This is a genomic window from Streptomyces thermocarboxydovorans, assembly GCF_039524635.1.
Taxonomy (GTDB): domain Bacteria; phylum Actinomycetota; class Actinomycetes; order Streptomycetales; family Streptomycetaceae; genus Streptomyces; species Streptomyces thermocarboxydovorans.
The window spans coordinates 31,632-54,947 of the sequence record NZ_BAAAGU010000011.1 but is presented as its reverse complement, the minus strand read 5'-3'; the positions used below and the strand labels follow the sequence as shown (position 1 = coordinate 54,947).

The window sequence follows — 23,316 nt, the reverse complement described above, 5'->3', positions numbered from 1 at the left end:
ACAGCAGGCGCCCTAGGAGAACCAGCCGATGTCAGACAGCTCCACCTTGCCGCCGGTGCTACTGCACCCCGAAGCGGAGCTGGCGCGCGATGCGCTCTCCACGCCGCTGCTCTCCCGCGCCGCACGGCTCGCCCGCTGGGCCGGGCCCCAGGCCCGCGTCGACGCCGGAGGCGGGCTGGTCGACGAGCAACTGCCCGCGGCCGCCGAGGCGCTGGGGCTCAGCGGTGAGGACGCCGGCGCCGAGGCCAGTGAGGCATGGCGGATCGCCGTGGACGCCGGGCTGGTCGAGGTCGTCGACGAGGAGGAGGGCACCGTCCGGGCGGGCGACGACCTGGCGCTGCTCACCGGAGGATCCCCGCAGGACGTGCTGGGCGTCTGGCGCTCCGCCCTGGAGGCGGTGATCGCCGACGCCGGCACCCCCGACCTGGGCGGACTGGTCGACGCCATCGCCGGCAGCGACGGGTCCGGGACCCTCGACCTGGACTCGCTCGACTGGGATCCCGAGGCTGAGGCGGAGTTCCTCGACGGGATCCTCGGCAACCTGTACCTGATGACCGTCGGCGACCCGGAGTCGTCGCCCGCGCCGGTGCCGCTGCCCGCGCTGGCCGCGTCCGTGATCGTGCCGGACGACATGACGGAACCCACCAACGACGTGCTGGAGCAGGTCTCCGACGCGATGATGCGGCTGGACGAGCAGTTCCGGCTGCTGGAGCCCGTGGGACTCGTGCAGTACCAGCCCGTCGACGAGTCGCTGCTCGGCGAGGCCGAGGACGAGCCCGTCGACGACACCGACGTCTCCCGCTACGGCATGGTGCGGCTGACCCCGCTCGGCCTGTACGGGCTGCGCGCCCGGCTGCAGGAGGCCGGCTTCGACGCCCCGGCCGTCGGGGACCTCGCCGACAAGGGCGCGGACGTGCTGCTCGACGGCACCGCCGCGTTCCCGCCGGCGGCCGCCCACGCGGAGACCCAGCAGTGGCTGGCCCGCCGTCAACCGCTCGCCGCGGCACGGGAGTTGCTGGCCGCCGCCCGCGGCTCGGACGAGGGCGCGCCGCTCAGGCGGCTGCGCTGCCAGCAGGCGCTGTCGCTGGTCGGCGGCTCCGCGGAGCCCGCGCTGCGGGAGGTGCTGGACGACGCCGAGCTCGGCGGCCTCGCCCGGGTCTGGCTGACCGAGCAGGGCGCGAGCGACGTGCCCCCGCCCACCGAGGCGATGATCTTCTGGCTGACCATCGACACCCTGGCCGCCCAGCTCGCCGCCGAGGGCAACTCCGAGGAGCTGCAGGCTCTGGTGGAGGGGCTGGCCCGGCAGCACAGCGGCTTCTTCGCCACGGCCTGGCGGGTGGACCACCCGGCCACGGCGGACGTGCTGGAGGCGATGGGGCGGCTGCACCCGGACAAGAAGGTGGCGAAGGAGGCCCGCAAGGCCGCGTTCAAGGCGCGGTCGCAGCGGGGCGGTTGATCCCGGGTCCGGCATCGTTTGCCGCTGGGCTGTGGAACTGGCGGAAGCGACGGGGAATTAATTCGGTCGCCGGTGGCGGGAGTCCACTTCTAGAGTGATACGCGTCCAGGTGCGAAGGCAGGACCTACTTCCACTCGAAATGGAGAGGTCGCGGGTTCGAGTCCCGCCATCGGCACGCGGTGCCGGTGTAGCTCAGAGGCAGAGCACCACGTCGGTTCCGCCGAACTCGATCTCTGGACACCTGAACGTCACGCACCTCCCGGTGCGATGGCTGCGGCTCCTTCCTTTCCCATGGATTCCAGGCCGCCGCCGAACTGATCTCGGGAGGCGCGGCACGAGGTGGGTGCCCGGTGCGCAGGCAACGGGTACTTCAGGACCGGATCCCGAAAGGGGTACGGGTTCGAATCCCGTCACCGGACCGAGTTCCGGTGTGGCGGAAGCGGAAGACGCGTCCGGCAATTTCCCGTCGCCGACTCCCCTTCTCGGGCACTTTCCTCCTGCCGCGCCTCCCCGAAATGAACCAAGAATTCGGGGGAATTCAGCATGGCGCGATTCAACACCAGGGCGGCCAAGGCACGTCCCGCCTCTCGGGTGACGTCCACCGGGCGCGTACTGCGCACCTACGAGGGCGGCCGGGGCCACGAGCGGGACGCCCGCTCCGAGCTGTTCCTGCTCGCCGTGTCCCACTTCGTGAGCGAGCAGACCTTCTACGAGACCGGCACCGACCGGGACGACCGGTTCACCGGGCTGGTCCGCGAGCTCGCCGTCACCGACCCCGAGTGGACCGCCGGCCTGCTCGGCTGGCTGCGCGGCGAGGGCAACCTGCGCACCGCCTCCGTGGTGGGCGCCGCCGAGTACGTCAAGGCCCGCCTCGAGGCCGCTGCCACCGGCGGTCCGACGGGCCGTCAGGTGATCGCCTCGGTGCTGCGCCGGCCCGACGAGCCCGGAGAGCTGCTCGCGTACTGGACCTCCCGGTACGGCCGCAGCATCCCCAAGCCCGTCAAGCGCGGCATCGCGGACGCCGTGCGGCGGCTCTACACCGGCAAGGCGCTGCTGAAGTACGACACCCCCTCCAAGGGCTACCGCTTCGGCGACATCCTCAACCTGGTGCACGCGGCCCCCGACCCGGACAAGCCGTGGCAGGGCGAGCTGTTCCGGTACGCCCTGGACCGCCGGTTCCACCCGGACACCGCGGAGCCGCCCGCGGCCGTTCCCGTGCTCGGCGCGCACCGCGAGCTGATGGCCCTGCCCGTCGCCGAGCGGCGTGCGGTGGTCACCGCTCCTGGCGGTGCCGAGCGGCTCGCGGCGGCGGGCATGACCTGGGAGGCGCTGGCCGGCTGGCTGCAGGGGCCGATGGACCGGGCGGCCTGGGAGGCCGTCATCCCGTCCATGGGCGCCATGGCGCTGGTGCGCAACCTGCGGAACTTCGACGAGGCGGGCGTCTCGGACGAGGTCGCCGCACAGGTCGCCGCCCGGATCAGCGACCCGGACGAGGTGCGGCGGTCGCGGCAGTTCCCCTTCCGGTACCTGGCCGCGTACCAGCACGTGCCGTCGCTGCGCTGGTCGTACCCGCTGGAGCAGGCACTCGGCCACTCGCTGGCCAATGTGCCCGCGCTGCGGGGACGCACGCTGGTGCTCGTCGACCGCTCCGGCTCGATGTTCTACTCGCGCATGTCCGACCGTTCCGAGCTGACCCGCGCGGACGCCGCGGCGGTCTTCGGCACGGCGATCGCGCTGCGGGCGGAGCAGGCGGACCTGGTCGAGTTCGGCACCGGCAGCCGGCCGGTGCGGTTCCGCAAGGGGGAGTCGGTGCTGAAGATCCTGGACCGCTTCGGCGACCTGGGCGGCACCGACACCACCGAGGCAGTCCGCCGGCACTACCGGAAGCACGACCGGGTGCTGATCGTCACCGACGAGCAGTACGCCTACAGCCGCCACGGCGACCCGACCTCGCAGATCCCCGCCGATGTGCCGGTCTACACCTGGAACCTCGCCGGGTACCGGGCGGGCCACGGCCCGTCGGGCACGGCGAACCGGCACACCTTCGGCGGCCTGTCGGACGCGGCGTTCCGCATGGTCCCGCTGCTCGAGGCGGGGCGTGACGCCGACTGGCCGTGGGTCGCGTGAGGAGCCAGGAGGCTCAACCCAGGCTCAACCCCGAGGACCCCGGTCCGCATGGTGAGTGCGGGCCGGGGTCTTTCCGTTCGGGCGACTGACATCTAACATTTCAGTCCATGGAGACCATCCGGCCGGTGCGCCGCACCCTGCTCAGGGACCGTGCCTATGAGGCGATCCGGGACGCCATCGTGGCCGGTGAGCTGGAGCCCGGTGCGGTGGTGCGGGACGCCGAGCTCGCCGAGCGGCTCGGGCTGTCGCGGGCGCCGGTGCGGGAGGCGTTCTCGCGGCTCGTGGACGAGGGGCTGCTGGAGAGCAAACCGCAGAGCTACACACGGGTGACACCGCTGGTCGCGGCCGATGTGCGGGACGCCGCCGCGGTGGTCGGCGCCATGCACGAACTGGTGACCCGGGTCGCCGTGCCCCGGCTGGCCGCCGACGGCATCACGGCCATGCGGGCCGCCAACGAGCGCTTCGCCGCGGCCGTGGAATCCGGTGACGTGGACGGGGCCGTACGCGCCGACGACGAGCTGCACGACGTGCTGGTCCGGGTGAGCGGCAACCGCGCCGCCGCCGCGACCATCGCCCGCTACACCCCCCTGATCCGCCGCCTGGAACGCCGGCGCTTCGGCGAGGGCGGCAGCTGCCGTTCGGTGGGACTGCACGAACGGCTGATCGAGGCCTGCGCGGACGGAGACACGGACCGGGCGGTCCGGGTCACCGCGGAGATCTGGCGCGGGCTCGAAGAGCTCGCCGACTGAGCACCCGAACCGGGAGGACCATCATGTCCCTTGACTCCTACGAGCGTTACCCCCTGCTCTTCGGGCCCTCGCCCGTGCATCCGCTGGAGCGGCTCACCGCTCACCTCGGCGGTGCCTCGCTGTGGGCCAAGCGGGAGGACTGCAACTCCGGTGTCGCGTACGGCGGGAACAAGACCCGCAAGCTGGAGTACCTGGTCGCCGACGCGCTAGCGCAGGGCTGCGACACCCTGGTGTCCATCGGCGGGGTGCAGTCGAACCACACGCGGCAGGTCGCCGCCGTGGCGGCCCGGGCCGGGCTGAAGTGCGTGCTCGTGCAGGAGAGCTGGGTGGACTGGCCCGACTCCGTGTACGACAAGGTCGGCAACATCCTGATCAGCCGGCTGGCCGGGGCCGATGTGCGGCTGGTGCGGGCCGGGTTCGGCATCGGGTTCAAGGAGAGCTGGGAGCAGGCGCTCAGGGAGGTCGAGGAGGCCGGCGGCAAGCCGTACGCCATTCCGGCCGGTGCCTCCGACCATCCGCTCGGCGGGCTCGGGTTCGCCCGGTGGGCGCGGGAAGTCGCCGAGCAGGAGCGGGAGCTGGGCGTCTTCTTCGACACCGTGATCGTGTGCTCGGTGACCGGGTCCACCCAGGCCGGGATGGTCGCCGGGTTCCGTGCGCTGGAGGAGGCCGGCGGGCGGCAGCGGCGGGTCATCGGTATCGACGCCAGCGCGAAACCCGCCGAGACGCGGGAGCAGATCGCGCGGATCGCGCAGAACACCGGGCGGCTCATCGGCGTACAGGGGGAGCTGACCGTGGCGGACGTGGAGCTGGACGAGCGCTATCACGCGGGCGTGTACGGGATACCGGACGAGTCGACGCTGGAGGCGATGCGGCTCGCGGCCCGGACGGAGGGGATGATCACCGACCCCGTCTACGAGGGGAAGTCGATGGCGGGGCTGATCGATCTGGTGTCGCGCGGGGAGATTCCGCGGGAGTCGACCGTGCTGTACGCGCATCTGGGTGGGCAGCCGGCGCTGAACGCGTACAGCGCGCTGTTCTGAGCGGGTGCGTTCCGCGTCCCCGCGTCGCCGCATCCTCGCGTCCCTGCGGCCCTGGTCCCCGCGTCCCTGCGTCGCCGCATCCCCGCGTTCCCGTGTCTTCGGTGGGGGCCTGGGTCCGCAGCGGCTCGGTAGGGTACGAGGGAGGTTCCCGGGCCGAGGAGTGACGAATGGCGCAGGTCAGGCCCATGCGCGCGGACGCCCGGCGCAATCGTGAGCGGTTGCTGGCGGCGGCGGTGGAGGCGTTCGCGGCGCAGGGCGAGGGGGCCTCGCTCGACGACATCGCCAAGCGGGCGGGGGTCGGGGCGGGCACGCTCTACCGGCACTTTCCCACCCGGCGGGCGCTGCTGGAGGCGGTGTACTCCGACCGGATCGAGGCGATCGCGGAGCGGGCCGGTGAGCTGGCGGAGCGGTTGCCGGCGGGGGCGGCGCTGGTGGCGTGGCTGAACGAACTGGGTCTGGGGATGATCCAGATGCGGGGGCTGCGGGCGCTGTTGAGTTCCTCGGTGGGTGGGGGTGAGGAGGCGGGGCGTGGTGCCGGGGGTGCCTCGTCCGACTGCTGTGATCCGCTGAGGCAGGCCGTCGCGCGGTTGGTGGGGGACGCGCAGGGGGCGGGGGAGTTGCGGCGGGATGTCGGGGCGATGGATGTGCTGCGGCTGGTGCACGGCGTTGCGATGGCGTGCGGTGAGGCGGTCGGTGGGGAGAGCGTGGGGGACGCGGGGGACGCGGGGGATGCGGAGGGTGCGGAGGATGTGGGGGAGCGGTTGCGGCGGTATGTGGGGTTGCTGATGGAGGGGCTTCGGGCTCGGGGGTGAGCGCCGGGGGCTTGCGCGTTCTGGGCTGCGCGTTGGGGCGTGGGGTGTGCGGGCTGCGGGGCCCTGGGCTGCGGGGCCCTGGGCTCGCGGTGGCGCCCCCTGGGGGAGGGGGCGCCTGGCGCGTGCCGGCTCGGGGCCCGGTTACAGGGCCTGGGCTGCGGGCTTGACCATGCCTCGGACGGTGCGGGACTTCACGAAGTTGCCCATCGCCGTCATCTCCCACTCGCCGGAGAACTGGCGGATGAGCTTGGCCATCATCACGCCCGTCTGGGGTTCGGCGCCGGTGAGGTCGAAGCGGACGAGTTCCTCGCCGGTGGTGCCGTCCAGGAGGCGGCAGTACGCCTTGGCGACCTCGGTGAACTTCTGGCCGGAGAAGGAGTTGACGGTGAAGACCAGGCCGGTGACCTCCTGGGGGAGGCGGCCGAGGTCGACCGTGATGACCTCGTCGTCGCCGGCGCCCTCGCCGGTGAGGTTGTCGCCGGAGTGCTGGATCGCGCCGCTGAGGATTTGCAGCTTGCCGAAGTAGCAGCTGTCGATGTGGTTGCGCTGGGGGCCGTAGGCGATGACGGAGGCGTCGAGGTCGATGTCCTTGCCGCGGTAGGCGGGTTCCCAGCCGAGGCCCATCTTGACCTGGGAGAGCAGCGGGCGGCCGCCCTTCATCAGGGAGACGGTCTGGTTCTTCTGGAGGTTGACGCGGCCCTTGTCGAGGTTGATCTTGCCGGTGTCTGCGGCGGCGGGCGGGGTGGGTGCGGGTGCGGGTGCGGGTGCGGCGGGCGCCGGAGGAGCCGGTGCGGTGGCCGGGGGCTGCATGGAGGGATGGGGCGGGGTGACCGGGGGTGCCGGCGGGGTCGGCGGGGTGGGGGCCGCGGCGGCCGGCTGGGTGGGGGTGGCCGGTTCGTCGACGGTGACGCCGAAGTCGGTGGCGATGCCGGCGAGTCCGTTGGTGTAGCCCTGGCCGACGGCTCGGGCCTTCCACTGGCCGTTGCGGAGGTAGATCTCGACGATGACGAGGGCCGTCTCGGAGCCGAGCTGCGGGGGTGTGAAGGTGGCGAGGACGGAGTTGTCGTCGGCGTTGCGGATGGTGGCCGTTGGTTCGATGCCCTGGAAGGTCTGGCCGGGGGCGTCGGGGCTGGCCGTGACGACGACCTTCTCGATGCCGGGGGGCAGGGCCGTGGTGTCGACGGTGATGGCGTCGGGGGCCGTGCCGCCGCCGGAGCGGTAGGTCACGCCGGGGCCGGTGGGCTGGTTGTAGAAGATGAAGTCGTCGTCGGAGCGCACCTTGCCGGCGGAGGTGAGCAGCAGGCCCGAGACGTCCAGCCGCACGGGGGCGGTGACGTCCACCGTCACTTTGGTGGCGGAGAGAGGGATGTTCGAGCCGGGGGTCATAGCTGTCATGCCGGGTGAACGAGCGGGGCGGTTTTGCCGTTCCCTTACCTGTGGCCCGATCGGGGGGTGTTTTCGCCCCCGCCGCCCCTACCCGTCCCGTCCCCAGGGGCTCCGCCCCTTCGACCCCGCCAGGGGCTCCGCCCCTGGACCCCGGCCTCGCCCGCCCACCACCCGGCTCGGTTGGCTCAGTAGTGGCCGAAGGGGTGCTCGGTCGGCAAAAGGCGAGCCCGGGCCGGATGGTTGGGTGGGGAGCGGCCCGGGCTCGGTGGGGAGGGGGGATGGACAGGGGGGCGATGGGGTCAGGGGACGACGACGATCTTGCGGCCTACGCCGGAGGCGAACTGGTCGAGCGCCTTGGGGTACTGGGTGAGGGGGAGGCGGTCGCTGATGAAGATGTCGGGGTCGATGACGCCGGTGGCGAAGAGTTCCGCCGCTCGTTCGAAGCTGTGCAGCACCGCCATGGAGCCGGTGATGGTGATCTCCTGGTTGTAGATGCGGTACGGGTCGATGGTGACCCGGGTCGCGTAGTCGGCCACGCCGAACTGGAGGAAGGTGCCGGCCTTGGCAACGCGGTCCAGGCCGTCCTGGATCGCCGCCGCGTTGCCCGTCGCGTCGATGACCAGGTCCCAGCCCTGGGGGCGGTCCAGTTCGTCGGCGCTGGCGGCGGAGGAGGACACGCCCAGCTGGACGGCGGTGCGGAGGCGGTCGGGGTTGATGTCCACCATGTCCACGCTGGCCGCGCCGGTGCGCTTGGCGAGTTCCAGCATCATCAGGCCCATCGTCCCGGAGCCGTAGATCAGCACATGGGCGCCGATGCGGGACTGCAGGACGTCGTAGCCGCGGACCGCGCAGGACAGGGGTTCGATCAGGGCCGCGTCCTGGGTGCGGATGTGCTCGGGGAGTCTGACGCAGTTCGCCACGGGGGCCACCGCGTACTGGGCCGCGCCGCCCGCGGTCGTCACGCCGATCGCCGCCCAGCGTTCGCACATGTTGTTGTGGCCGGTGCGGCAGTAGCGGCACTCGTAGCAGTAGAGGGAGGGGTCCACCGCCACCTGGTCGCCCACCGAGACCTCGGTGACCTGGGAGCCGACGCCCACCACCTCGCCCGCGAACTCGTGGCCCGGCACGATCGGCAGTTTGGGGGCGAACTCGCCCTGGAGTATGTGCAGATCGGTGCCGCACAGGCCGCACGCGTCGACCTCCACGACGACTTCCCGCGGTCCCGGCGTCGGGTCCGGGACCTCGGTGACGACAGCCTTGCCCACGGACTCGATGACGGCGGCCTTCATTTGACGGCTCCCAACGACAGGCCCTGGACGAGTTTGTCCTGGGCGGCGAACCCCGCGGCGAGCACCGGCAGGGAGATGACGAACGATGCGGCGCACACCTTGGCCAGGAACAGGCCCTGGCTGGTGATGAAGCTGGTGAGGAAGACGGGGGCGGTCTCGGCGACCACGCCGGTCAGCACCCGGGCGAACAGCAGCTCGTTCCAGCTGAAGATGAAGCAGATCAGGGCGGTGGCCGCGATGCCGGGCAGGGCGATCGGGGCGACCACCCGGGTCAGCACGGTCGGCAGCCGGGCGCCGTCGATCTGCGCGGCCTCGATGATCGCGACCGGGACCTCGGACAGGAACGACTGCATCATCCAGACCGCGATCGGCAGATTCATGGCCGTGTAGAGGATGACCAGGGCCCAGATGTTGTCCAGCAGGCCGGTGTTCTTGGCGAACAGGTAGATCGGCAGCAGGCCGGCCACCAGCGGCAGCATCTTGGTGGAGAGGAAGAAGAACAGGACGTCGGTCCACTTCTTCACCGGACGGATGGACAGCGCGTACGCGGCGGGCAGCGCCAGCGCCAGCGTGAGCAGCGTGGACACGACCGAGGCGGTCATGGAGTTGATCAGGGCGGGCCAGGGGCTGGCGCCCCCGGCGAGCCCGAAGAACTCGCGGTAGCCGTCCAGGGTCAGCGCGGCCGTCACGGACGGCGGGTTGGTCGCCGCGTCCGCCTCGGAGTGGAAGGACGTCAGCACCATCCAGAGGATGGGCAGCACGAACACGATCCCGGCCAGCCAGGCGACGATGCCCAGGGCGGCCCCCCGGAACCGGCCGCGGGGGCCGGTCCGCCGGGGCGTTGGGGCCGGTCGCGCGGCAGTGACGGTGGCCATCAGCGGGACACCTCCTCACGGAACAGCGACGACACCACGCGCAGCGCGAAGGTCGCCAGGATGATCGAGCCGATCACGACGATGACGCCGGCCGCGGAGGCGAGGCCGTTCTCGTGTGCCTGGTAGAAGGTCTGGTAGATCGTGTACGGCAGGTTGGCGGTGCCCAGGCCGCCGGAGGTGATGGTGAACACGGCGTCGAAGTTCTGCACGATGTAGATCGAGCCAAGGAGCACGCCGAGTTCGAGGTAGCGGCGCAGATGCGGCAGCGTGATGTGGACGAACACCTGCCAGTCGCTCGCGCCGTCCATCCGGGCCGCCTCCACCAGCTGCGGGTCGCGGCTCTGCAGTCCGGCGAGCAGGATCAGCATCATGAACGGGGTCCACTGCCAGATCAGCGCGGCCTCCACCGCCGTCAGCGGCATCTCGGAGATCCAGTCCGGCTGCGCGGCGCCCTCCCCGCCGATGGCGTTGAGGATGCCGTTGAAGAGCCCGTACTCGGGGTTGAACAGCACGTGCTTCCACAGCAGCGCGGCGGCGATCGGCACCAGCAGGAACGGTGCGATGAGCATGGTGCGCACGGCGGCCCGGCCGCGGAAGCGGCGGTCGAGCAGCAGCGCGAGCAGCAGTCCCAGCAGCAGGCTGACCAGTACCACGGTGACGGTCAGCAGGATCGTCGTCCACACCGAGTTGCGCAGATCGGGGTCGCTGAGCACCTCGCCGTAGTTGGCGAGTCCGGCGAAGCGGCGGTCCTCGGGGTAGAGCGCGTTCCAGTCGAAGAACGAGATCACCAGGGTGGCCACGAAGGGCAGCTGCGTGACCACGATCATGAAGATCAGGGCGGGCAGCAGCGGAGCCCGGGTGGCCCAGGCGCGGATCCGGTCGGGGCGGCGGGCCGCCGGCCGTCCGGGGACGGCGGCGACCCGGGCCTCAGTCGTGAGGGTCATGATGCCTCGTACTTCTCGGCGACGGCCTCGGCGAGCTTCTGAGACTTCTTCAGGGCGCTGTCCACCGACTGCCGTCCGGCGATGGCGGAGCTGATCTCCTGGGAGACCTTGGTGCCCAGGTCGGTGAACTCGGGGATGCCGACGAACTGGATGCCGGGCGCGGGCCGGGGCTGCACGCCCGGGTCCTCGGGCCTGGCGGCGGCGATGGCGTCACGGGTGACGTCCGCGAACGCGGCGGCCTCCTTGCGGTACTCCGGGATGTCGTAGGTCGAGGTCCGCTTGCCGGCCGGCACGTTGGACCAGCCGGCCTTCTCGCCGACGAGCTTCTCGTACTCCTTGCCGGAGGCCCAGGAGATGAACTTCCAGGCGTTCTCCGGGTTCTTGGACGCCTTCTGGATGCCCCACGCCCAGGTGTAGAGCCAGCCGGAGCTGTCGGTCTTCTCCACCGGGGCCGGGACGTAGCCGATCTTGCCCTTGACCGGGGAGCCCTTGGCCTCCAGGGAGCCGGCGCCGGCGGTGGCGTCGTACCACATGGCCGTCTTGCCCTGGGTCATGTTGTTCAGGCACTCGGCGTAGCCGGACTGGGCGGCGCCGGCCTCACCGTGCTCGCGGACCAGGTCGACGTAGAACTGCGTGGCCTCCTTGAACTCCTTGGAGTCGAGCCTGGCCTTCCAGTCCTTGTCGAACCAGGTGCCGCCGAAGGTGTTGACCACGGTGGTCAGCGGCGCCATCACCTCGCCCCAGCCGGGCAGGCCACGCAGGCAGATGCCCTTCATGCCGGGCTCGGCCCCGTCCACCTTGGCGGCCAGCTCGGCCACCTGCTTCCAGGTGGGCTTGGGCGGCATCTTCAGGCCCTCCTTCTCCAGGACGTCCTTGCGGTACATCAGGAAGGAGGACTCGCCGTAGAAGGGCTCGCCGTAGAGCTTGCCGTCCTCGGCGGTGAGCGCCTTGGTCATGGGCGGGAGGATGTCGTCCTGGTCGAAGGCGGTGTCCTTCTCGACGTACTCGTCCAGGGAGTGCAGCCACCCGTTCTTGGCGTAGATCGGGATCTCGTAGTTGCTGAGGGTGGCCACGTCGTACTGCCCGGCCTGGTTGGCGAAGTCCTGGCTGATCTTGTCCCGGACGTCGTTCTCCGGCAGCACCGTGAAGTTGACCTTGATGCCGGTTTCCTTGGTGAAGTTGGCGGCGGTCAGCTTCTGCAGATCCACCATCTGCGGATTGTTCACCATCAGGACGTTGATGGAGTCGCCGCCGCCGGAGGAGCCGGACCCGCCTGCGCCCGAGCAGGCGGCGAGCGGAGTGATCAGCGTCCCTATCGCCGCCACGGCGATCAGGGTGCGTGGCGAGCGTCGGCTCTGGGTTCGCATGGGATGCTCCAGGGAATTTCAGTGCAAATCTGATGTATGGGGACGTGCGGGACCGCAGAGGGTCACAGGGCGGTGGTTCTCGAAGGGTGCTCCCGGCTTGGCGGGACCGTCAGACGCGGATCATCTGGGGCCCCAGGAGGGAGTAGCGGTGGGCCTCGGCGGCCGGCAGGAGGGTGCTGGTGACGATCGCCTCGAGCGTGCCGATCTCGGCGAACTTGCAGAAGCTGACCGCCCCGAACTTGGTATGGACGCCCGCGAAGACGACCCGTCGTGCGGAGCGGATGGCCTGTGCCTTGACCTCGCTGACCGCAGGGTCGGGCGTGGTCAGACCGTGCTCGCGGGAGATGCCGTTGGCGCCGATGTAGGCCAGGTCGATGACGAAACCGGCGAGCATCTTGGTGGTCCAGTGGTCGACCGTGGCGAGCGTCCCGGAGCGGACCCGGCCGCCGAGCAGCAGGACGGAGATCGTGCCTGTCTCCGCCAGTGCTCCCGCGACCGGCAGGGACGCGGTGACCACGGTCAGCGGGCGGTCCCTGGGCAGCGCCTCGGCGATGAGCTGCGGGGTGAAGCCCTCGTCGACGAAGACGGTCTCGGCGTCGCCGAGCAGGTCGGCCGCGGCGGCGGCGATACGGCGCTTCTCGGGGACATGGCTGGTGGAGCGGAACGCGAGCGTCGTCTCGAAGCCGGCGCTCTCCACCGGGTAGGCACCGCCGTGGGTGCGGCGGATCAGCCCGTGGTCCTCCAGGGCGCGCAGATCACGGCGGACGGTCTCCTTCGCCACACCGAGGTCGGCGGCCAGCGCGGTGACGTCCACGGAGCCGGTGGCGCGGGCCAGGCGGACGATCTCGCGCTGGCGTTCCTCCGCGGTCCTGGTCATGTCGTCACCTGCCTCTCCGTCGCGCTGCCCGTTCGGGCCCTGGATTTCCTTGTGGGAATTTGTACAGCGGGTGCTCGCGGGTGACCAGGTCTGTTGCCCGTACGGTCCTGCCCGATTGTGCCCGTTCGGTCCGGCCGCTGCCCGGCTCGGACACGGGGCATGAGCGCCCCGCCCGATGCGTGGCCGTGGCAGCTTTTTCGCTGGTCGGGCGGGGCCCGGCGCCGGCGCCGGCAGGGCTGCGTGCCGGGGCGGTGCGGGGGGATCCCGGTCAGGCGCCGTGACCGAATGCGCCGCGGGCGGGCCCGTTCCGTGCCCGCCCGCTCGGTCGAGGGGGTGCGCTTTCGGTCAGAGCGATCAATACGCTCAGTACGGCAGGTGCGGTTGGCGCGCTCGGGGGCCGGTCCGGTGCGGTGGGTGCGCTCGGTGCGGCCGGTGCGGTCGGTGTGCTCAGTGCGGCCAGATCGGCGGGTCGGTCACGAAGTGGCCGCCCAGGCGGGCCTGGGCCGGGTCGGCCGGGTCCGGCTCGCCCTCCACGGCGAGAGGCTTCGCGGCGTACGGCTCGGAGTCGTCCTGCGGGTCGTAGCCCAGCGCCCGCGCGGAGGTCAGGTCCCACCACAGGCGGGTATTGGCGGAGGAGCCGTACACCACGGTGTGGCCGACGTTCCCGGCGGTCAGGGCGGCGTGGAAGAGGCGGGCACCGGCGTTGCGGTCGCGCAGCACCCGCACCACGGTCCAGGTCGTCATCGTCGTCATGCCTGGTCATCGTGCGGCTAAGGACCGGCCGAGCGGATCGGGAAGGTGCCTTGGACGCGGCGATGCGGAACGATGGGTTCCGGCGCCGGGATCGGTGTTCCTCCCAGGCCTCGCGGGACGTTCCTTCCGGCTCCTCGGCGCGGACCTCCCGGGCTCCTCGGGCGTTTCTCCCGGGCTCCTCGGGACGTTCCTTCCGGCTCCTCGGCGCGGACCTCCCGGGCTCCTCGGGGCGTTCCTCCCGGGCTCCCCGGTACGACTGCGATTCCGTAACACGAGCAACACCTGAACTCGATGCGGCACGGGCACAATCCAGCCAGCGTTGTCCGTACACGATCACTCAGATCGAGGAGCAGCCCGCCATGTCCGATGCGCCGTCCAACGCCACCCCCGGTGCTCCGTCACCTGCCACGCCCGCCGCCTCGCCCGGCCCGGACACGCGGCCGGACGGCGGCAACGCCCTCGACCGGTTCTTCCGGATAACCGCCCGGGGATCCACCTTCGCCCGGGAGATACGCGGCGGTTTCGCCACGTTCTTCACCATGGCCTACATCCTGGTGCTCAACCCCCTCATCCTCGGCAGCGCCAAGGACAAGTTCGGCGAGCAGCTCGATCCCGTCCAGCTCACCACCGCCACCGCCCTGGTGGCCGCGGTGATGACGGTCATCATGGGCGTTGCCGGCAATCTGCCCCTCGCGCTGGCCGCCGGACTCGGCCTGAACGCCGTCGTCGCCTTCCAGGTGGCCCCGCTGATGAGCTGGGACGACGCGATGGGCCTGATCGTGCTGGAGGGCCTGCTGATCTGCGTGCTGGTGGTGACCGGGCTGCGCGAGGCCGTCATGCACGCCATCCCGCGCCCCCTCAAGCAGGCGATCAGCGTCGGCATCGGCCTGTTCATCACCCTCATCGGCTTCGTCGACGCCGGCTTCGTCACCCGCATCCCGGACGCCGCGAACACCACCGTCCCGGTGCAGCTCGGCGGCAGCGGCACCCTCACCGGCTGGCCCATGCTGGTGTTCTGTCTCGGCGTGCTGCTGACCATCGCGCTGCTCGCCCGCAAGGTGAAGGGCGCCATCCTGATCAGCATCGTGGTGATGACGCTGGTCGCTCTCGTCATCAACTCCCTCGCCGAGGTGCGCACCTGGGGCCTGACCACGCCCGAGTGGCCGGACCAGGTGGTCGGCAGCCCCGACTTCGGGCTGATCGGCGACTTCAGCCTGTTCGGCGCCTTCGGTCAGGCCGGTGTGGTCACCGTGGTCCTGCTGGTGTTCACGCTGATCCTGTCCGACTTCTTCGACACCATGGGCACCGTCGTCGGTGTCAGCGCCGAGGCCGGGCTGCTGGACGAGGAGGGCAAGGTGCCCAACCTCGGCCGGGTGCTGCTGATCGACGGCGCCGCGGCCGTCGCGGGCGGCGCCTCCTCCGCCTCCTCGGCGACCTCCTACATCGAGTCCGCGGCCGGCGTCGGCGAGGGCGCCCGCACCGGCTTCGCCAACCTGGTCACCGGCGGCCTGTTCGCCCTCGCGCTGTTCCTGACGCCGCTGCTGACCATCGTCCCGCTCCAGGCCGCCGCCCCCGCCCTGGTCGCCGTCGGCTTCCTGATGATGGTCCAGGTCAAGCACATCGAGTGGGACCGCTTCGAGATCGCCGTCCCGGCCTTCCTCACCATCGCCGTCATGCCGTTCACCTACTCCATCACCAACGGCATCGGCGCCGGCTTCATCGCCTACGTCGTCATCAAGACGGTCCTCGGCCGGGCCAAGGAGGTCCACTGGCTGCTGTGGGGCACCTCGGCGCTGTTCCTGGTGTACTTCGCGATCGACCCGATCGAGCAGCTGCTCGGCGTCAAGTAGCGGTCGGGTACGTCAAGTAGCGGTCGGGTAAGCGTCAATTAGCCCGCACGGCACGGCAGTACGGCGACGGGCCGCCCCCGGGGGGAAGGGGGCGGCCCGTCCGTTCAGACGCCGCTTCGCGCGGTGAGGTTCACTCGCTTCCGGCAGTTCCTCGGATTTCAGGGACTCGATGGCGTTCTCGGTCCTTCAGCGGCTTCCTCCGGTCCTCAGTCCTTCAGCGGCTCCTTTCCGGTCCTCAGTCCTTCAGCGCCGCCTCCATGGCCGCCTTGGCGACCGGGGCCGCCAGGCCGTTGCCGCTGACCTCCGAGCGGGCCGCGCCGGACTGCTCCACCATCACCGCCACGGCGACCTCCTTGCCGGTCGTCTCGGACTTCGCGTACGAGGTGAACCAGGCGTACGGGGTCTTGCTGTTGTTCTCGCCGTGCTGCGCGGTGCCGGTCTTGCCGCCCACGGTCGCGCCGGGGATGCGCGCGTTGGTGCCGGTGCCCTCCTCGACAACCGTCTGCATCGCCGACTGGAGCTGCTCGGCGGTGGCGGAGGAGACGATCCGCTCCGTCCGCGCCTCGTCGCCGTAGTCGCGCAGCACGTCGCCGCCGCCGTCGGTGACCCGCGACACCATGTGCGGCGAGACCAGCTCACCGCCGTTGGCGAGCGCCGCCGACACCATCGCCATCTGCAGCGGCGTGGCGGTCACGTCGAACTGGCCGATGCCGGTCAGCGCGGTCTGCGAGGGATACATGTCCGAGGGGTACACGCTCGGGTGGGCGCGCACCGGCACGTCCTGCTCCTCGTCGTTGAAGCCGAACTTCTCCGCCATCGCCCGCACCTTGTCCTCGCCGAGGTCGACGGCCATCTTGGCGAAGACGTTGTTGCAGGAGTACTGCAGACCCACCCGGATCGAGGCGTCCTCGCACGGGGCGTTGGGGTTCTCGTTGGTCAGGTTCCGGCTGGTGCCCGGCAGCGGATAGGGGTCCGGGCTGTCGGTCTTCTCGTCCACCGACTCGTACAGTCCCTCCTCCAGCGCCGCCGCCGCGACGACCAGCTTGAACGTCGAGCCCGGCGGCAGCGGCTGGCGCAGCGCCCGGTTGGTGAGCGGCTTGTCCGGGTCCCCGGTGAGCTTCTTCCACGCCTGGCCCGCGGTGTTGGCGTCGGTCAGCGACGCCGGGTCGTACGACGGGGTCGACACCGCCGCGAGGATGCGGCCGGTCTTCGGGTCGATCGCGACCGCCCCGCCCTTCTTGTCGCCGAGCGCCTCGTACGCCGCCTTCTGCACCGCCGGGTCGATGGTGGTCACCACATTGCCCGGGTCGGCCCGCTTGCCGGTGACGGTGTCCATCACCGTCTTCAGACGGCTGTCGGTGCCGTTGAGCACGTCCTCGTAGATGCCCTCGAGCTGCGTCGGCGCATACGCCTGCGAGGCGTAGCCGGTCACCGCGGCGTACAGCGGGCCGTCGCGGTAGGTGCGCTTGTACGCGAGGTCGCCGCCCGTCGTGCGCGCCGAGCCGGTGACCGACTCACCGGCCACGATGATGTTCCCGAGCGGCGCCGCGTAGGTCTCGATCGCGTTCCGCCGGTTGTTCTTGTCGTCCGCGAGGGCCCGGCCGTCGTAGAACTGCACCCAGGTCGCCCGGAACAGCAGGGCGAGCACCAGGAGCAGCACGAAGACCGAGGCGCGCCTGATCGTCTTGTTCATGCCGTGGGGACAGACGAGCGGCGCGGGGCGGATCGTTCCTGTCCGGCCGGGTTTCTCATCGATTGTTCATGAAGCCTGGAGGATCGGTCGGTCCGCGCGGACGCGGTGGCGGCTGCGGTCATGCCTCCACGCTGCCGTGCCGCCGCCCCGCGCGCGTCCTGCCGTGCGATGATCCGCATCCGCCGCACGGCGGAGAGACGCGCGCTCAGGCCTCCAGCGTGAGCACGAGTTCCTCGATCTCCGTGCCCCGTGCCGGCGCGTACGACATGACGCTGCCGGACACCTCGAAGCCGCACTTCTCCAGCACGCGCCGCGACCCCGCGTTGTCGGCGGCGACCCGCGCGAGCAGCGGGCGTTCGGGAACTTCGGCCAGCAGCGCCCGCAGCGCTGCCGTGGCGATGCCCTTGCCCCAGTGGGCGCGGTCGATCCAGTACGTCACCTCGCGCTCGCCCGCCTCCCCGTACACCGAGGCGTGGCCGACCACGTCCCCGTCGAGCAGCACGGTGCGGTTGATCGTGTCGGGCGAGGCGAGGATCTTCGCCCAGTGGGCGTCGAAGGCGTCCCGGTCGGCCGGGTCCTTCGGGGTGAAGGCCGCCATGCGCAGGGCCTCGGGATCGTTCAGCAGCCGGTAGAAGACCGGCAGATCGCTGTCGTGCACCTCGCGCAGGGCGATGTTCATGGGTCACAGCCTCCGAGTGGCCAGGGTGAGCCGGTCGCGTGCGTCGAACAGGGCTTCTTTCACGGTCTGCTCGTGTGCGGGGGTGAGCCGGGCGACGGGCACCGAGCAGCTGATCGCGTCCCGCGCGGGGGTGCGGTACGGGATCGCCACGCCGAAGCAGCGCAGCCCGAGGGTGTTCTCCTCGCGATCCACCGCGTACCCCGTCTCCCGCACCTGTTGCAGCTCCTCGATGAGCTTCTCCCGGTCGGTGATGGTGTTCTCGGTCAGCGCGGACAGCGTCTCGGGGAGCATCCGGCGTACCTGCTCGTCGCTGTAGGTGGCGAGGATGGACTTGCCCAGCGAGGTCGAGTGGGCGGGCAGCCGGCGGCCGACGCGGGTGAACGGCCGCAGATGGTGCTGGGACTGACGGGTGGCCAGATAGACGACGTTGGTGCCGTCCAGCCGGGCCAGGTGGATGGTCTCGGTGGTGTCGTCGGAGAGCCGGTCCAGCGTGGGGCGGGCGGCCGCGACCACCTCGTCGCCGTCGATGTAGGAGGTGCCCACCAGCAGCGCGCGCACGCCGATGCCGTAGCGCGTGCCGGTCGCGTCGGTCTCCACCCAGCCGAGGTCGACCAGGGTGCGCAGCAGCATGTAGAGGCTGGACTTGGGGTAGCCGGTGGCCTCCTGGACCGAGGCGAGGGAGTGCATCCCCGGGCGTCCGGCGAAGTACTCCAGCAGCTCGACGGTCCGCACGGCCGACTTGACCTGACCCCCGCCGCTCGCCTGGCCTGCCGGCATCGCCCCTGCCCCTTCGTCCGCCGAGGAACTATGGATATAGTCTCCAGGCGAGTTCACGCATGGAGACAGCGTTCAGCATATCGAACGTCCCCAGGTCTGGAGGGACCGCGGTGGCAGCAGCACCAGTCTGGAGTGTCGACCCCCGAACCGGGAAGCAGCGCGAACAGGTCGCGGTCGAGGCCACAGCCCAGGAGGTGGACGCCGCCGTCCGCGCCGCCCACGAGGCGCGGCACGCCCTGGCCGACCGCGGGCTGCGCGCCGCCTTCCTGCGCTCCTGCGCCGACGAACTGGAAGCGGCCAGGGAGGGGCTGATCGAGACCGCGGACGCCGAGACCGCGCTGGGCCCGGTCCGGCTGCACGGCGAACTCGCCCGTACCTGCTACCAGTTGCGGGCCTTCGCGGGCATCGTCGAGGAGGGCGCCTTCCTCGACGTGATCATCGACCACCCGGACGACACCGCCACCCCGCCCGTGCCCGACCTGCGCCGCTGCAAGGTGCCGCTCGGTGTGGTGGCCGTCTACTCGGCCTCCAACTTCCCCTTCGCCTTCTCCGTCACCGGCGGTGACACCGCGAGCGCCCTCGCGGCCGGCTGCCCGGTCGTCGTCAAGGCCCACCCCGACCACCCGGCGCTGTCCGAACTGGCCGCCAAGGTGCTGCGCCGGGCCGCCGCACGGCACGGGCTGCCGGACGGGGTGCTGGGCCTGGTGCACGGCTTCGACGCCGGCCTCGAGCTGATCCGGCATCCGCTGGTCGCCGCGGCGGGCTTCACCGGCTCGGTGCGCGGCGGGCGCGCCCTGTTCGACGCGGCGGCGGCCCGCCCGGTGCCGATCCCGTTCCACGGCGAACTGGGCTCCCTCAACCCGGTCGTCGTCACCGAGGCCGCGGCCGCCGAGCGGGCGGAGGAGATCGGCGCCGGTCTGGCCGGATCGATGACGCTGGGCGTCGGCCAGTTCTGTGTGAAGCCGGGACTGGTGCTGGTGCCGTCCGGCGCGGGCGGCGACCGCCTGGTCAAGTCGCTGACCGACGCGGTCAGCAACGTGGAGGCCGGGGTGATGCTCGACCACCGGATGCGGGACAACTTCGTCGCCGGTGTCGCCGAACGCGCCCGGCTGGACGGCGTGGAGTCCCCGCTGACGCCGGGCGCCGGCAGCGAGCACACGGTCAGCGCGGGCTTCCTGACGGTGCCGGCCGGGAAGCTGACCCGCGAGGGGGAGCACGACCTGCTGCTCGAGGAGTGCTTCGGACCGGTCACCGTGGTGGCCCGCTACACCGACGAGACCGAGGTGCGGGCGGTGCTCTCCCGCCTGCCCGGCAACCTGACGGCGACGGTCCAGCTGTCCGCCGAGGAGGCCCGGGGACAGGGACGCGGAGCGGAACTCCTCGCCGAGCTGACCCCGCTGGCCGGGCGGATCCTGGTCAACGGCTGGCCCACCGGCGTCGCCGTCGCCCCGGCCCAGCACCACGGCGGCCCCTACCCGGCCACCACCTCGACCTCCACCTCGGTGGGCGGCACGGCCATCGAACGCTGGCTGCGCCCGGTGGTGTACCAGAACACGCCCGAGGCGCTGCTGCCCCCGGAACTGCGGGACGACAACCCCCTGGGCCTGCCCCGCAGGGTCGACGGGCGGCTGGAGCGGTAGCCGGACCCGGGAACCGCGGCCCGAACGAGCGACGTCTGGGACGCCGGTAGCCGGGCCCGGAACCGCCGCCCGGCGGGCGACGTCTGGGACGTCATGATCGGAACCCGACGGACCGTCGACTCCCTGGTGATCAGACCGCCCTGCCCGCCGACGCCCCCGGGGTGGCGGTCCTGCAGCCCGTCGAGGTGTTCACCCGGGCGCTGACCCGGGCCTGGGACGAGCGGCCCCCGGTGCGGCTGATCGACGGCGGCGCGTCCGGGGCCGAGGCCTGCGGTCCGGACGGGTGCGCCGTACCGCAGCCGTAGGGCCGGAGAAGGCGTCAGAAGCACAGGTCAGGGCGTATTCATAAGCAGTGCTTAGGGATACTGCGCAGATCTGAGCAATGGACGAGGGGTTCGCCGGGCCGCAGAGTGGTCCCATGGAGACCTTCGAGAGCCTCGCCCGTGCCGAGTTCACACCGAAGAACACCTTCCTGAACACCGCGAGCAACGCGCTGCTCCCGGCCCGCACCGTGACCGCCCTCGAACGCGCCGCACGGCTGCGGGCCGAGGGCGGGGCGCTGGATCCGCTGTTCGCCGATGTGGAGGCGTGCCGGGCCGCGTACGCACGGCTGGCCGGTGTTCCCGTCGAGCGGGTGGCTGCCGGGGCCTCGGTCGCGCTGTTCACCTCGCTGGTCGCGGCCTCGCTGCCGGCCGGCTCCGAAGTGCTCACCGCCGAGGACGACTTCACCTCCGTCCTCAACCCGTTCCACGCCCGCGGCGACCTCAAGGTGCGGGCCGTGCCGCTGGCGCGGATCGCGGAGGCCGTGCGGCCGGGCACCGCGCTGGTCGCGGTCAGCGCCGCGCAGTCCGCCGACGGCAGGATCGCCGGCCTCGGCGCCCTGCGCGAGGCGGCACGGCAGCACGGGGCGCGCACCTACGTCGACTTCTCGCAGGCCGCCGGATGGCTGCCGGTGGACGGTGACGCCTTCGACTACTCCGTCACCATCACCTTCAAGTGGCTGCTCGGCCCGCACGGGGCCGCCTTCCTGGTGGTGCCGGAGGACTTCGGCGATCTGGTGCCGGTGCAGGCGGGCTGGGTGGCCGGCGAACGGCCGTGGGAGAGCTGCTACGGCCCGGTCGCCGAACTCGCCCGCTCCGCACGGCGCTTCGACACCAGCCCCGCCCTGTTCACCTACGCGGGACTGCGTGCGTCGCTCACCCTGGTGGAGGAGATCGGCGTCGACACCGTCCGCGCCCACGACCTGGCCCTCGCCGACCGCTTCCGGGCGGGACTCGCCGAGCTGGGCCACGAGCCCGTGCCCTCGCCGGGCTCGCCCATCGTGTCCGTGCCGGGACTCGGCCGTCTCCAGCCGGAGCTGGCGAAGAAGGGCATCGCGGTCTCCGACCGGGCCGGCAACCTGCGGGCGTCCTTCCACCTGTACAACACGGCCGCCGACGTGGACCGGCTGCTGGACGCACTGTCCGGCTGAGCCCCGCGGAACGGCCGGGCGACGGCACGACCGGCGGCACGGCAGCGGGCCGGTGCCTCCCTGTCCCACACGAGGAGGCCCGGCCCGCGGTCCGGATGCGCCGCAGCGGCTACGGCCGCGATGAACTCGCCGTCATGTCACCGGCGTCGATGTGGCGTCACTTCACCGGCGTGAAGTCCCGCGCTCCGATGAACTCGGGGCGCCGGACGGGCGCGGCGAACGGCTCCACCGCCGCGTTCTCGACGCTGTTGAACACGATGAAGACATTGCTGCGCGGGAACGGGGTGATGTTGTCCCCGGAGCCGTGCATGCAGTTGCAGTCGAACCAGGTCGCCGAGCCGGCCTTGCCGGTGAACAGCTTGATGCCGTGCTCGGAGGCCATCGCGGTCAGCGCCTCGTCCGAGGGCGTGCCCGCGTCCTGCATCTGCAGCGACTTCTTGTAGTTGTCCTTCGGCGTGGCACCCGCGCAGCCGAGGAACGTCTTGTGCGAGCCCGGCATGATCATGAGCCCGCCGTTGGTCTCGTAGTTCTCGGTCAGCGCGATCGAGACCGAGACCGTGCGCATCCGGGGCAGACCGTCCTCGGCGTGCCAGGTCTCGAAGTCCGAGTGCCAGTAGAAGCCGCTGGCACCGAAGCCCGGCTTGACGTTGATCCGCGACTGGTGGACGTAGACGTCCGAGCCGAGGATCTGCCGGGCGCGGCCCACGACACGCTCGTCGCGCACCAGACGCGCGAACACCTCGCTGATCTTGTGGACCTCGAAGACCGAGCGGATCTCCTTGGACTTCGGCTCGACGATGGAGCGCTCGTCGGCCCGGATCTCCGGGTCGGAGACGAGCCGGTTCAGCTCGTTCCGGTAGACGGCGACCTCGTCCTCGTCGATCAGCTGGTCGATGGCGAGGAAGCCGTCACGCTCGAAGGCTCCCAGGTCGGCCGGTGTGATCGGGCCGGGGGCGTCGGGCGCGCCCCAGACGACCGGGTCCTGGCGCGGGGTGAGCACCTCGGTGGTGCCGCGCGTCGGGTACAGGTCGGGGACCTGGGTGCCGGTGGTGGTGGTCGCGGTGGTCATGAAACCTCACACCTCCTCGGTGAGCAGCGGGTAGACGCCGTTCTCGTCGTGGTCCTCCCGCCCGGTGACGGGCGGGTTGAACACACAGATGCAGCGGAAGTCCTCCTTGACGCGCAGCGTGTGCCGCTCATGCCCGTCCAGGAGGTACATGGTCCCGGGCGTGATCGTGTACGTCCGTCCGGTCTCCTTGTCGGTCAGCTCCGCCTCGCCCTCGACGCAGACGACGGCCTCGATGTGGTTCGCGTACCACATCGACGTCTCCGTACCCGCGTACAGGATCGTCTCGTGCAGGGAGAAGCCGACCTTCTCCTTGGCGAGGACGATGCGCTTGCTCTCCCAGGTGCCGGACGCGGACTTCACATGCCGGTCGGTGCCTTCGATCTCCTTGAAGGAACGGACAATCACGGTGCTGCGATGCCTCCTAGATGGTGGTGGTGGCCGTCGGTGACGGCGGATGAGCGA

Annotated in this window: 19 protein-coding genes, 1 tRNA gene and 2 pseudogenes; 10 read left to right on the top strand and 12 right to left on the bottom strand. The window is 71.3% G+C overall.

The window, feature by feature from the left end; all coding sequences use genetic code 11:
- The first annotated feature begins 28 nt into the window (after nucleotides 1-28).
- The 6 genes from ABD198_RS07265 to ABD198_RS07240 all read left to right on the top strand — a co-directional run bounded on the left by ABD198_RS07265 (nucleotide 29) and on the right by ABD198_RS07240 (nucleotide 6,184).
- Nucleotides 29-1,456 carry a hypothetical protein gene (locus ABD198_RS07265; RefSeq protein ID WP_343998626.1) on the top strand — a complete coding sequence of 476 codons (1,428 nt, stop codon included), beginning with the start codon at nucleotides 29-31 and terminating at the stop codon, nucleotides 1,454-1,456.
- Nucleotides 1,457-1,524: 68 nt separating this feature from the next.
- Nucleotides 1,525-1,631: transfer RNA gene (locus tag ABD198_RS07260), tRNA-Ser, on the top strand.
- Between the two features lie 368 nt (nucleotides 1,632-1,999).
- Complete coding sequence (locus ABD198_RS07255; protein ID WP_343998624.1) at nucleotides 2,000-3,583, top strand: TROVE domain-containing protein; 1,584 nt, start codon at nucleotides 2,000-2,002, stop codon at nucleotides 3,581-3,583.
- Between the two features lie 107 nt (nucleotides 3,584-3,690).
- Entirely contained in the window at nucleotides 3,691-4,332 is a 642-nt protein-coding gene (locus ABD198_RS07250; RefSeq protein ID WP_343998622.1) for a GntR family transcriptional regulator, read from the top strand.
- Nucleotides 4,333-4,355: 23 nt separating this feature from the next.
- The gene (locus tag ABD198_RS07245; protein ID WP_343998620.1) at nucleotides 4,356-5,372 is read left to right on the top strand and encodes a 1-aminocyclopropane-1-carboxylate deaminase; all 1,017 of its coding nucleotides are present in this window, start codon (nucleotides 4,356-4,358) and stop codon (nucleotides 5,370-5,372) included.
- Nucleotides 5,373-5,539: 167 nt separating this feature from the next.
- Complete coding sequence (locus ABD198_RS07240; RefSeq protein WP_343998618.1) at nucleotides 5,540-6,184, top strand: TetR/AcrR family transcriptional regulator; 645 nt, start codon at nucleotides 5,540-5,542, stop codon at nucleotides 6,182-6,184.
- A gap of 141 nt (nucleotides 6,185-6,325) precedes the next feature.
- Here ABD198_RS07240 and ABD198_RS07235 read toward each other — a convergent pair whose 3' ends face one another.
- The 7 genes and pseudogenes from ABD198_RS07235 to ABD198_RS07205 all read right to left on the bottom strand — a co-directional run.
- Complete coding sequence (locus ABD198_RS07235) at nucleotides 6,326-7,570, bottom strand: TerD family protein (protein WP_343998727.1); 1,245 nt, start codon at nucleotides 7,568-7,570, stop codon at nucleotides 6,326-6,328.
- A gap of 299 nt (nucleotides 7,571-7,869) precedes the next feature.
- Complete coding sequence (locus ABD198_RS07230) at nucleotides 7,870-8,859, bottom strand: zinc-dependent alcohol dehydrogenase family protein (protein WP_343998616.1); 990 nt, start codon at nucleotides 8,857-8,859, stop codon at nucleotides 7,870-7,872.
- Entirely contained in the window at nucleotides 8,856-9,734 is an 879-nt protein-coding gene (locus ABD198_RS07225; protein WP_343998614.1) for a carbohydrate ABC transporter permease, read from the bottom strand. The genes ABD198_RS07230 and ABD198_RS07225 overlap by 4 nt, the downstream gene beginning before the upstream one ends.
- Nucleotides 9,734-10,678, bottom strand: coding sequence for a carbohydrate ABC transporter permease (locus ABD198_RS07220; RefSeq protein WP_343998612.1), 945 nt, complete (start codon nucleotides 10,676-10,678; stop codon nucleotides 9,734-9,736). The genes ABD198_RS07225 and ABD198_RS07220 overlap by 1 nt, the downstream gene beginning before the upstream one ends.
- The gene (locus tag ABD198_RS07215) at nucleotides 10,675-12,045 is read right to left on the bottom strand and encodes an ABC transporter substrate-binding protein (protein ID WP_343998610.1); all 1,371 of its coding nucleotides are present in this window, start codon (nucleotides 12,043-12,045) and stop codon (nucleotides 10,675-10,677) included. Before ABD198_RS07215 ends, ABD198_RS07220 begins: the two co-directional genes overlap by 4 nt.
- Before the next feature lie 109 nt (nucleotides 12,046-12,154).
- Complete coding sequence (locus ABD198_RS07210; protein WP_167991392.1) at nucleotides 12,155-12,922, bottom strand: DeoR/GlpR family DNA-binding transcription regulator; 768 nt, start codon at nucleotides 12,920-12,922, stop codon at nucleotides 12,155-12,157.
- Nucleotides 12,923-13,369: 447 nt separating this feature from the next.
- Nucleotides 13,370-13,621, bottom strand: a pseudogene (locus tag ABD198_RS07205) (NAD-dependent epimerase/dehydratase family protein); the annotation flags it as partial.
- Between the two features lie 413 nt (nucleotides 13,622-14,034).
- On the opposite strand from ABD198_RS07205, the gene ABD198_RS07200 reads away from it, so the two are divergent.
- Complete coding sequence (locus tag ABD198_RS07200; protein WP_343998606.1) at nucleotides 14,035-15,525, top strand: NCS2 family permease; 1,491 nt, start codon at nucleotides 14,035-14,037, stop codon at nucleotides 15,523-15,525.
- Nucleotides 15,526-15,760: 235 nt separating this feature from the next.
- Here the strand turns inward: ABD198_RS07200 and ABD198_RS07195 are convergent, their stop codons facing one another.
- The 3 genes from ABD198_RS07195 to ABD198_RS07185 form a co-directional block, all read right to left on the bottom strand.
- Entirely contained in the window at nucleotides 15,761-17,218 is a 1,458-nt protein-coding gene (locus tag ABD198_RS07195; protein WP_343998604.1) for a peptidoglycan D,D-transpeptidase FtsI family protein, read from the bottom strand.
- 205 nt (nucleotides 17,219-17,423) lie between these two features.
- The gene (locus tag ABD198_RS07190) at nucleotides 17,424-17,897 is read right to left on the bottom strand and encodes a GNAT family N-acetyltransferase (RefSeq protein WP_343998602.1); all 474 of its coding nucleotides are present in this window, start codon (nucleotides 17,895-17,897) and stop codon (nucleotides 17,424-17,426) included.
- 3 nt (nucleotides 17,898-17,900) lie between these two features.
- On the bottom strand, nucleotides 17,901-18,674 hold the full coding sequence (locus tag ABD198_RS07185; protein ID WP_343998600.1) for an IclR family transcriptional regulator: 774 nt from the start codon (nucleotides 18,672-18,674) through the stop codon (nucleotides 17,901-17,903).
- A gap of 110 nt (nucleotides 18,675-18,784) precedes the next feature.
- On the opposite strand from ABD198_RS07185, the gene ABD198_RS07180 reads away from it, so the two are divergent.
- From ABD198_RS07180 to ABD198_RS07170, 3 genes and pseudogenes are all read left to right on the top strand, one after another.
- Nucleotides 18,785-20,314: an aldehyde dehydrogenase (NADP(+)) gene (locus ABD198_RS07180; protein WP_343998599.1), complete on the top strand. Its 1,530-nt coding sequence runs from the start codon at nucleotides 18,785-18,787 to the stop codon at nucleotides 20,312-20,314.
- Nucleotides 20,315-20,472: 158 nt separating this feature from the next.
- Nucleotides 20,473-20,619 (top strand): annotated as a pseudogene (locus ABD198_RS07175) (DsbA family oxidoreductase); the annotation flags it as partial.
- A 113-nt stretch (nucleotides 20,620-20,732) separates the two neighbouring features.
- Nucleotides 20,733-21,785 (top strand): aminotransferase class V-fold PLP-dependent enzyme, encoded by a 1,053-nt coding sequence (locus tag ABD198_RS07170; RefSeq protein WP_343998597.1) that lies wholly within the window; start codon nucleotides 20,733-20,735, stop codon nucleotides 21,783-21,785.
- A gap of 157 nt (nucleotides 21,786-21,942) precedes the next feature.
- On the opposite strand, the gene thpD is transcribed toward ABD198_RS07170, so the two are convergent.
- On the bottom strand, nucleotides 21,943-22,854 hold the full coding sequence (thpD, locus tag ABD198_RS07165) for an ectoine hydroxylase (RefSeq protein ID WP_343998595.1): 912 nt from the start codon (nucleotides 22,852-22,854) through the stop codon (nucleotides 21,943-21,945).
- A gap of 6 nt (nucleotides 22,855-22,860) precedes the next feature.
- Nucleotides 22,861-23,259, bottom strand: coding sequence for an ectoine synthase (locus tag ABD198_RS07160; protein ID WP_343998593.1), 399 nt, complete (start codon nucleotides 23,257-23,259; stop codon nucleotides 22,861-22,863).
- Nucleotides 23,260-23,316: the final 57 nt, after the last annotated feature.

What these genes read in the sequence shown, in the direction of transcription:
- ABD198_RS07265 (WP_343998626.1), top strand. Translation starts at nt 29, where the DNA reads ATGTCAGACAGCTCCACCTTGCCGCCGGTGCTACTGCACCCCGAAGCG.
- ABD198_RS07255 (WP_343998624.1), top strand. Translation starts at nt 2,000, where the DNA reads ATGGCGCGATTCAACACCAGGGCGGCCAAGGCACGTCCCGCCTCTCGG.
- ABD198_RS07250 (WP_343998622.1), top strand. Translation starts at nt 3,691, where the DNA reads ATGGAGACCATCCGGCCGGTGCGCCGCACCCTGCTCAGGGACCGTGCC.
- ABD198_RS07245 (WP_343998620.1), top strand. Translation starts at nt 4,356, where the DNA reads ATGTCCCTTGACTCCTACGAGCGTTACCCCCTGCTCTTCGGGCCCTCG.
- ABD198_RS07240 (WP_343998618.1), top strand. Translation starts at nt 5,540, where the DNA reads ATGGCGCAGGTCAGGCCCATGCGCGCGGACGCCCGGCGCAATCGTGAG.
- ABD198_RS07235 (WP_343998727.1), bottom strand. Translation starts at nt 7,570, where the DNA reads ATGACCCCCGGCTCGAACATCCCTCTCTCCGCCACCAAAGTGACGGTG.
- ABD198_RS07230 (WP_343998616.1), bottom strand. Translation starts at nt 8,859, where the DNA reads ATGAAGGCCGCCGTCATCGAGTCCGTGGGCAAGGCTGTCGTCACCGAG.
- ABD198_RS07225 (WP_343998614.1), bottom strand. Translation starts at nt 9,734, where the DNA reads ATGGCCACCGTCACTGCCGCGCGACCGGCCCCAACGCCCCGGCGGACC.
- ABD198_RS07220 (WP_343998612.1), bottom strand. Translation starts at nt 10,678, where the DNA reads ATGACCCTCACGACTGAGGCCCGGGTCGCCGCCGTCCCCGGACGGCCG.
- ABD198_RS07215 (WP_343998610.1), bottom strand. Translation starts at nt 12,045, where the DNA reads ATGCGAACCCAGAGCCGACGCTCGCCACGCACCCTGATCGCCGTGGCG.
- ABD198_RS07210 (WP_167991392.1), bottom strand. Translation starts at nt 12,922, where the DNA reads ATGACCAGGACCGCGGAGGAACGCCAGCGCGAGATCGTCCGCCTGGCC.
- ABD198_RS07200 (WP_343998606.1), top strand. Translation starts at nt 14,035, where the DNA reads ATGTCCGATGCGCCGTCCAACGCCACCCCCGGTGCTCCGTCACCTGCC.
- ABD198_RS07195 (WP_343998604.1), bottom strand. Translation starts at nt 17,218, where the DNA reads ATGAACAAGACGATCAGGCGCGCCTCGGTCTTCGTGCTGCTCCTGGTG.
- ABD198_RS07190 (WP_343998602.1), bottom strand. Translation starts at nt 17,897, where the DNA reads ATGAACATCGCCCTGCGCGAGGTGCACGACAGCGATCTGCCGGTCTTC.
- ABD198_RS07185 (WP_343998600.1), bottom strand. Translation starts at nt 18,674, where the DNA reads ATGCCGGCAGGCCAGGCGAGCGGCGGGGGTCAGGTCAAGTCGGCCGTG.
- ABD198_RS07170 (WP_343998597.1), top strand. Translation starts at nt 20,733, where the DNA reads ATGGAGACCTTCGAGAGCCTCGCCCGTGCCGAGTTCACACCGAAGAAC.
- thpD (WP_343998595.1), bottom strand. Translation starts at nt 22,854, where the DNA reads ATGACCACCGCGACCACCACCACCGGCACCCAGGTCCCCGACCTGTAC.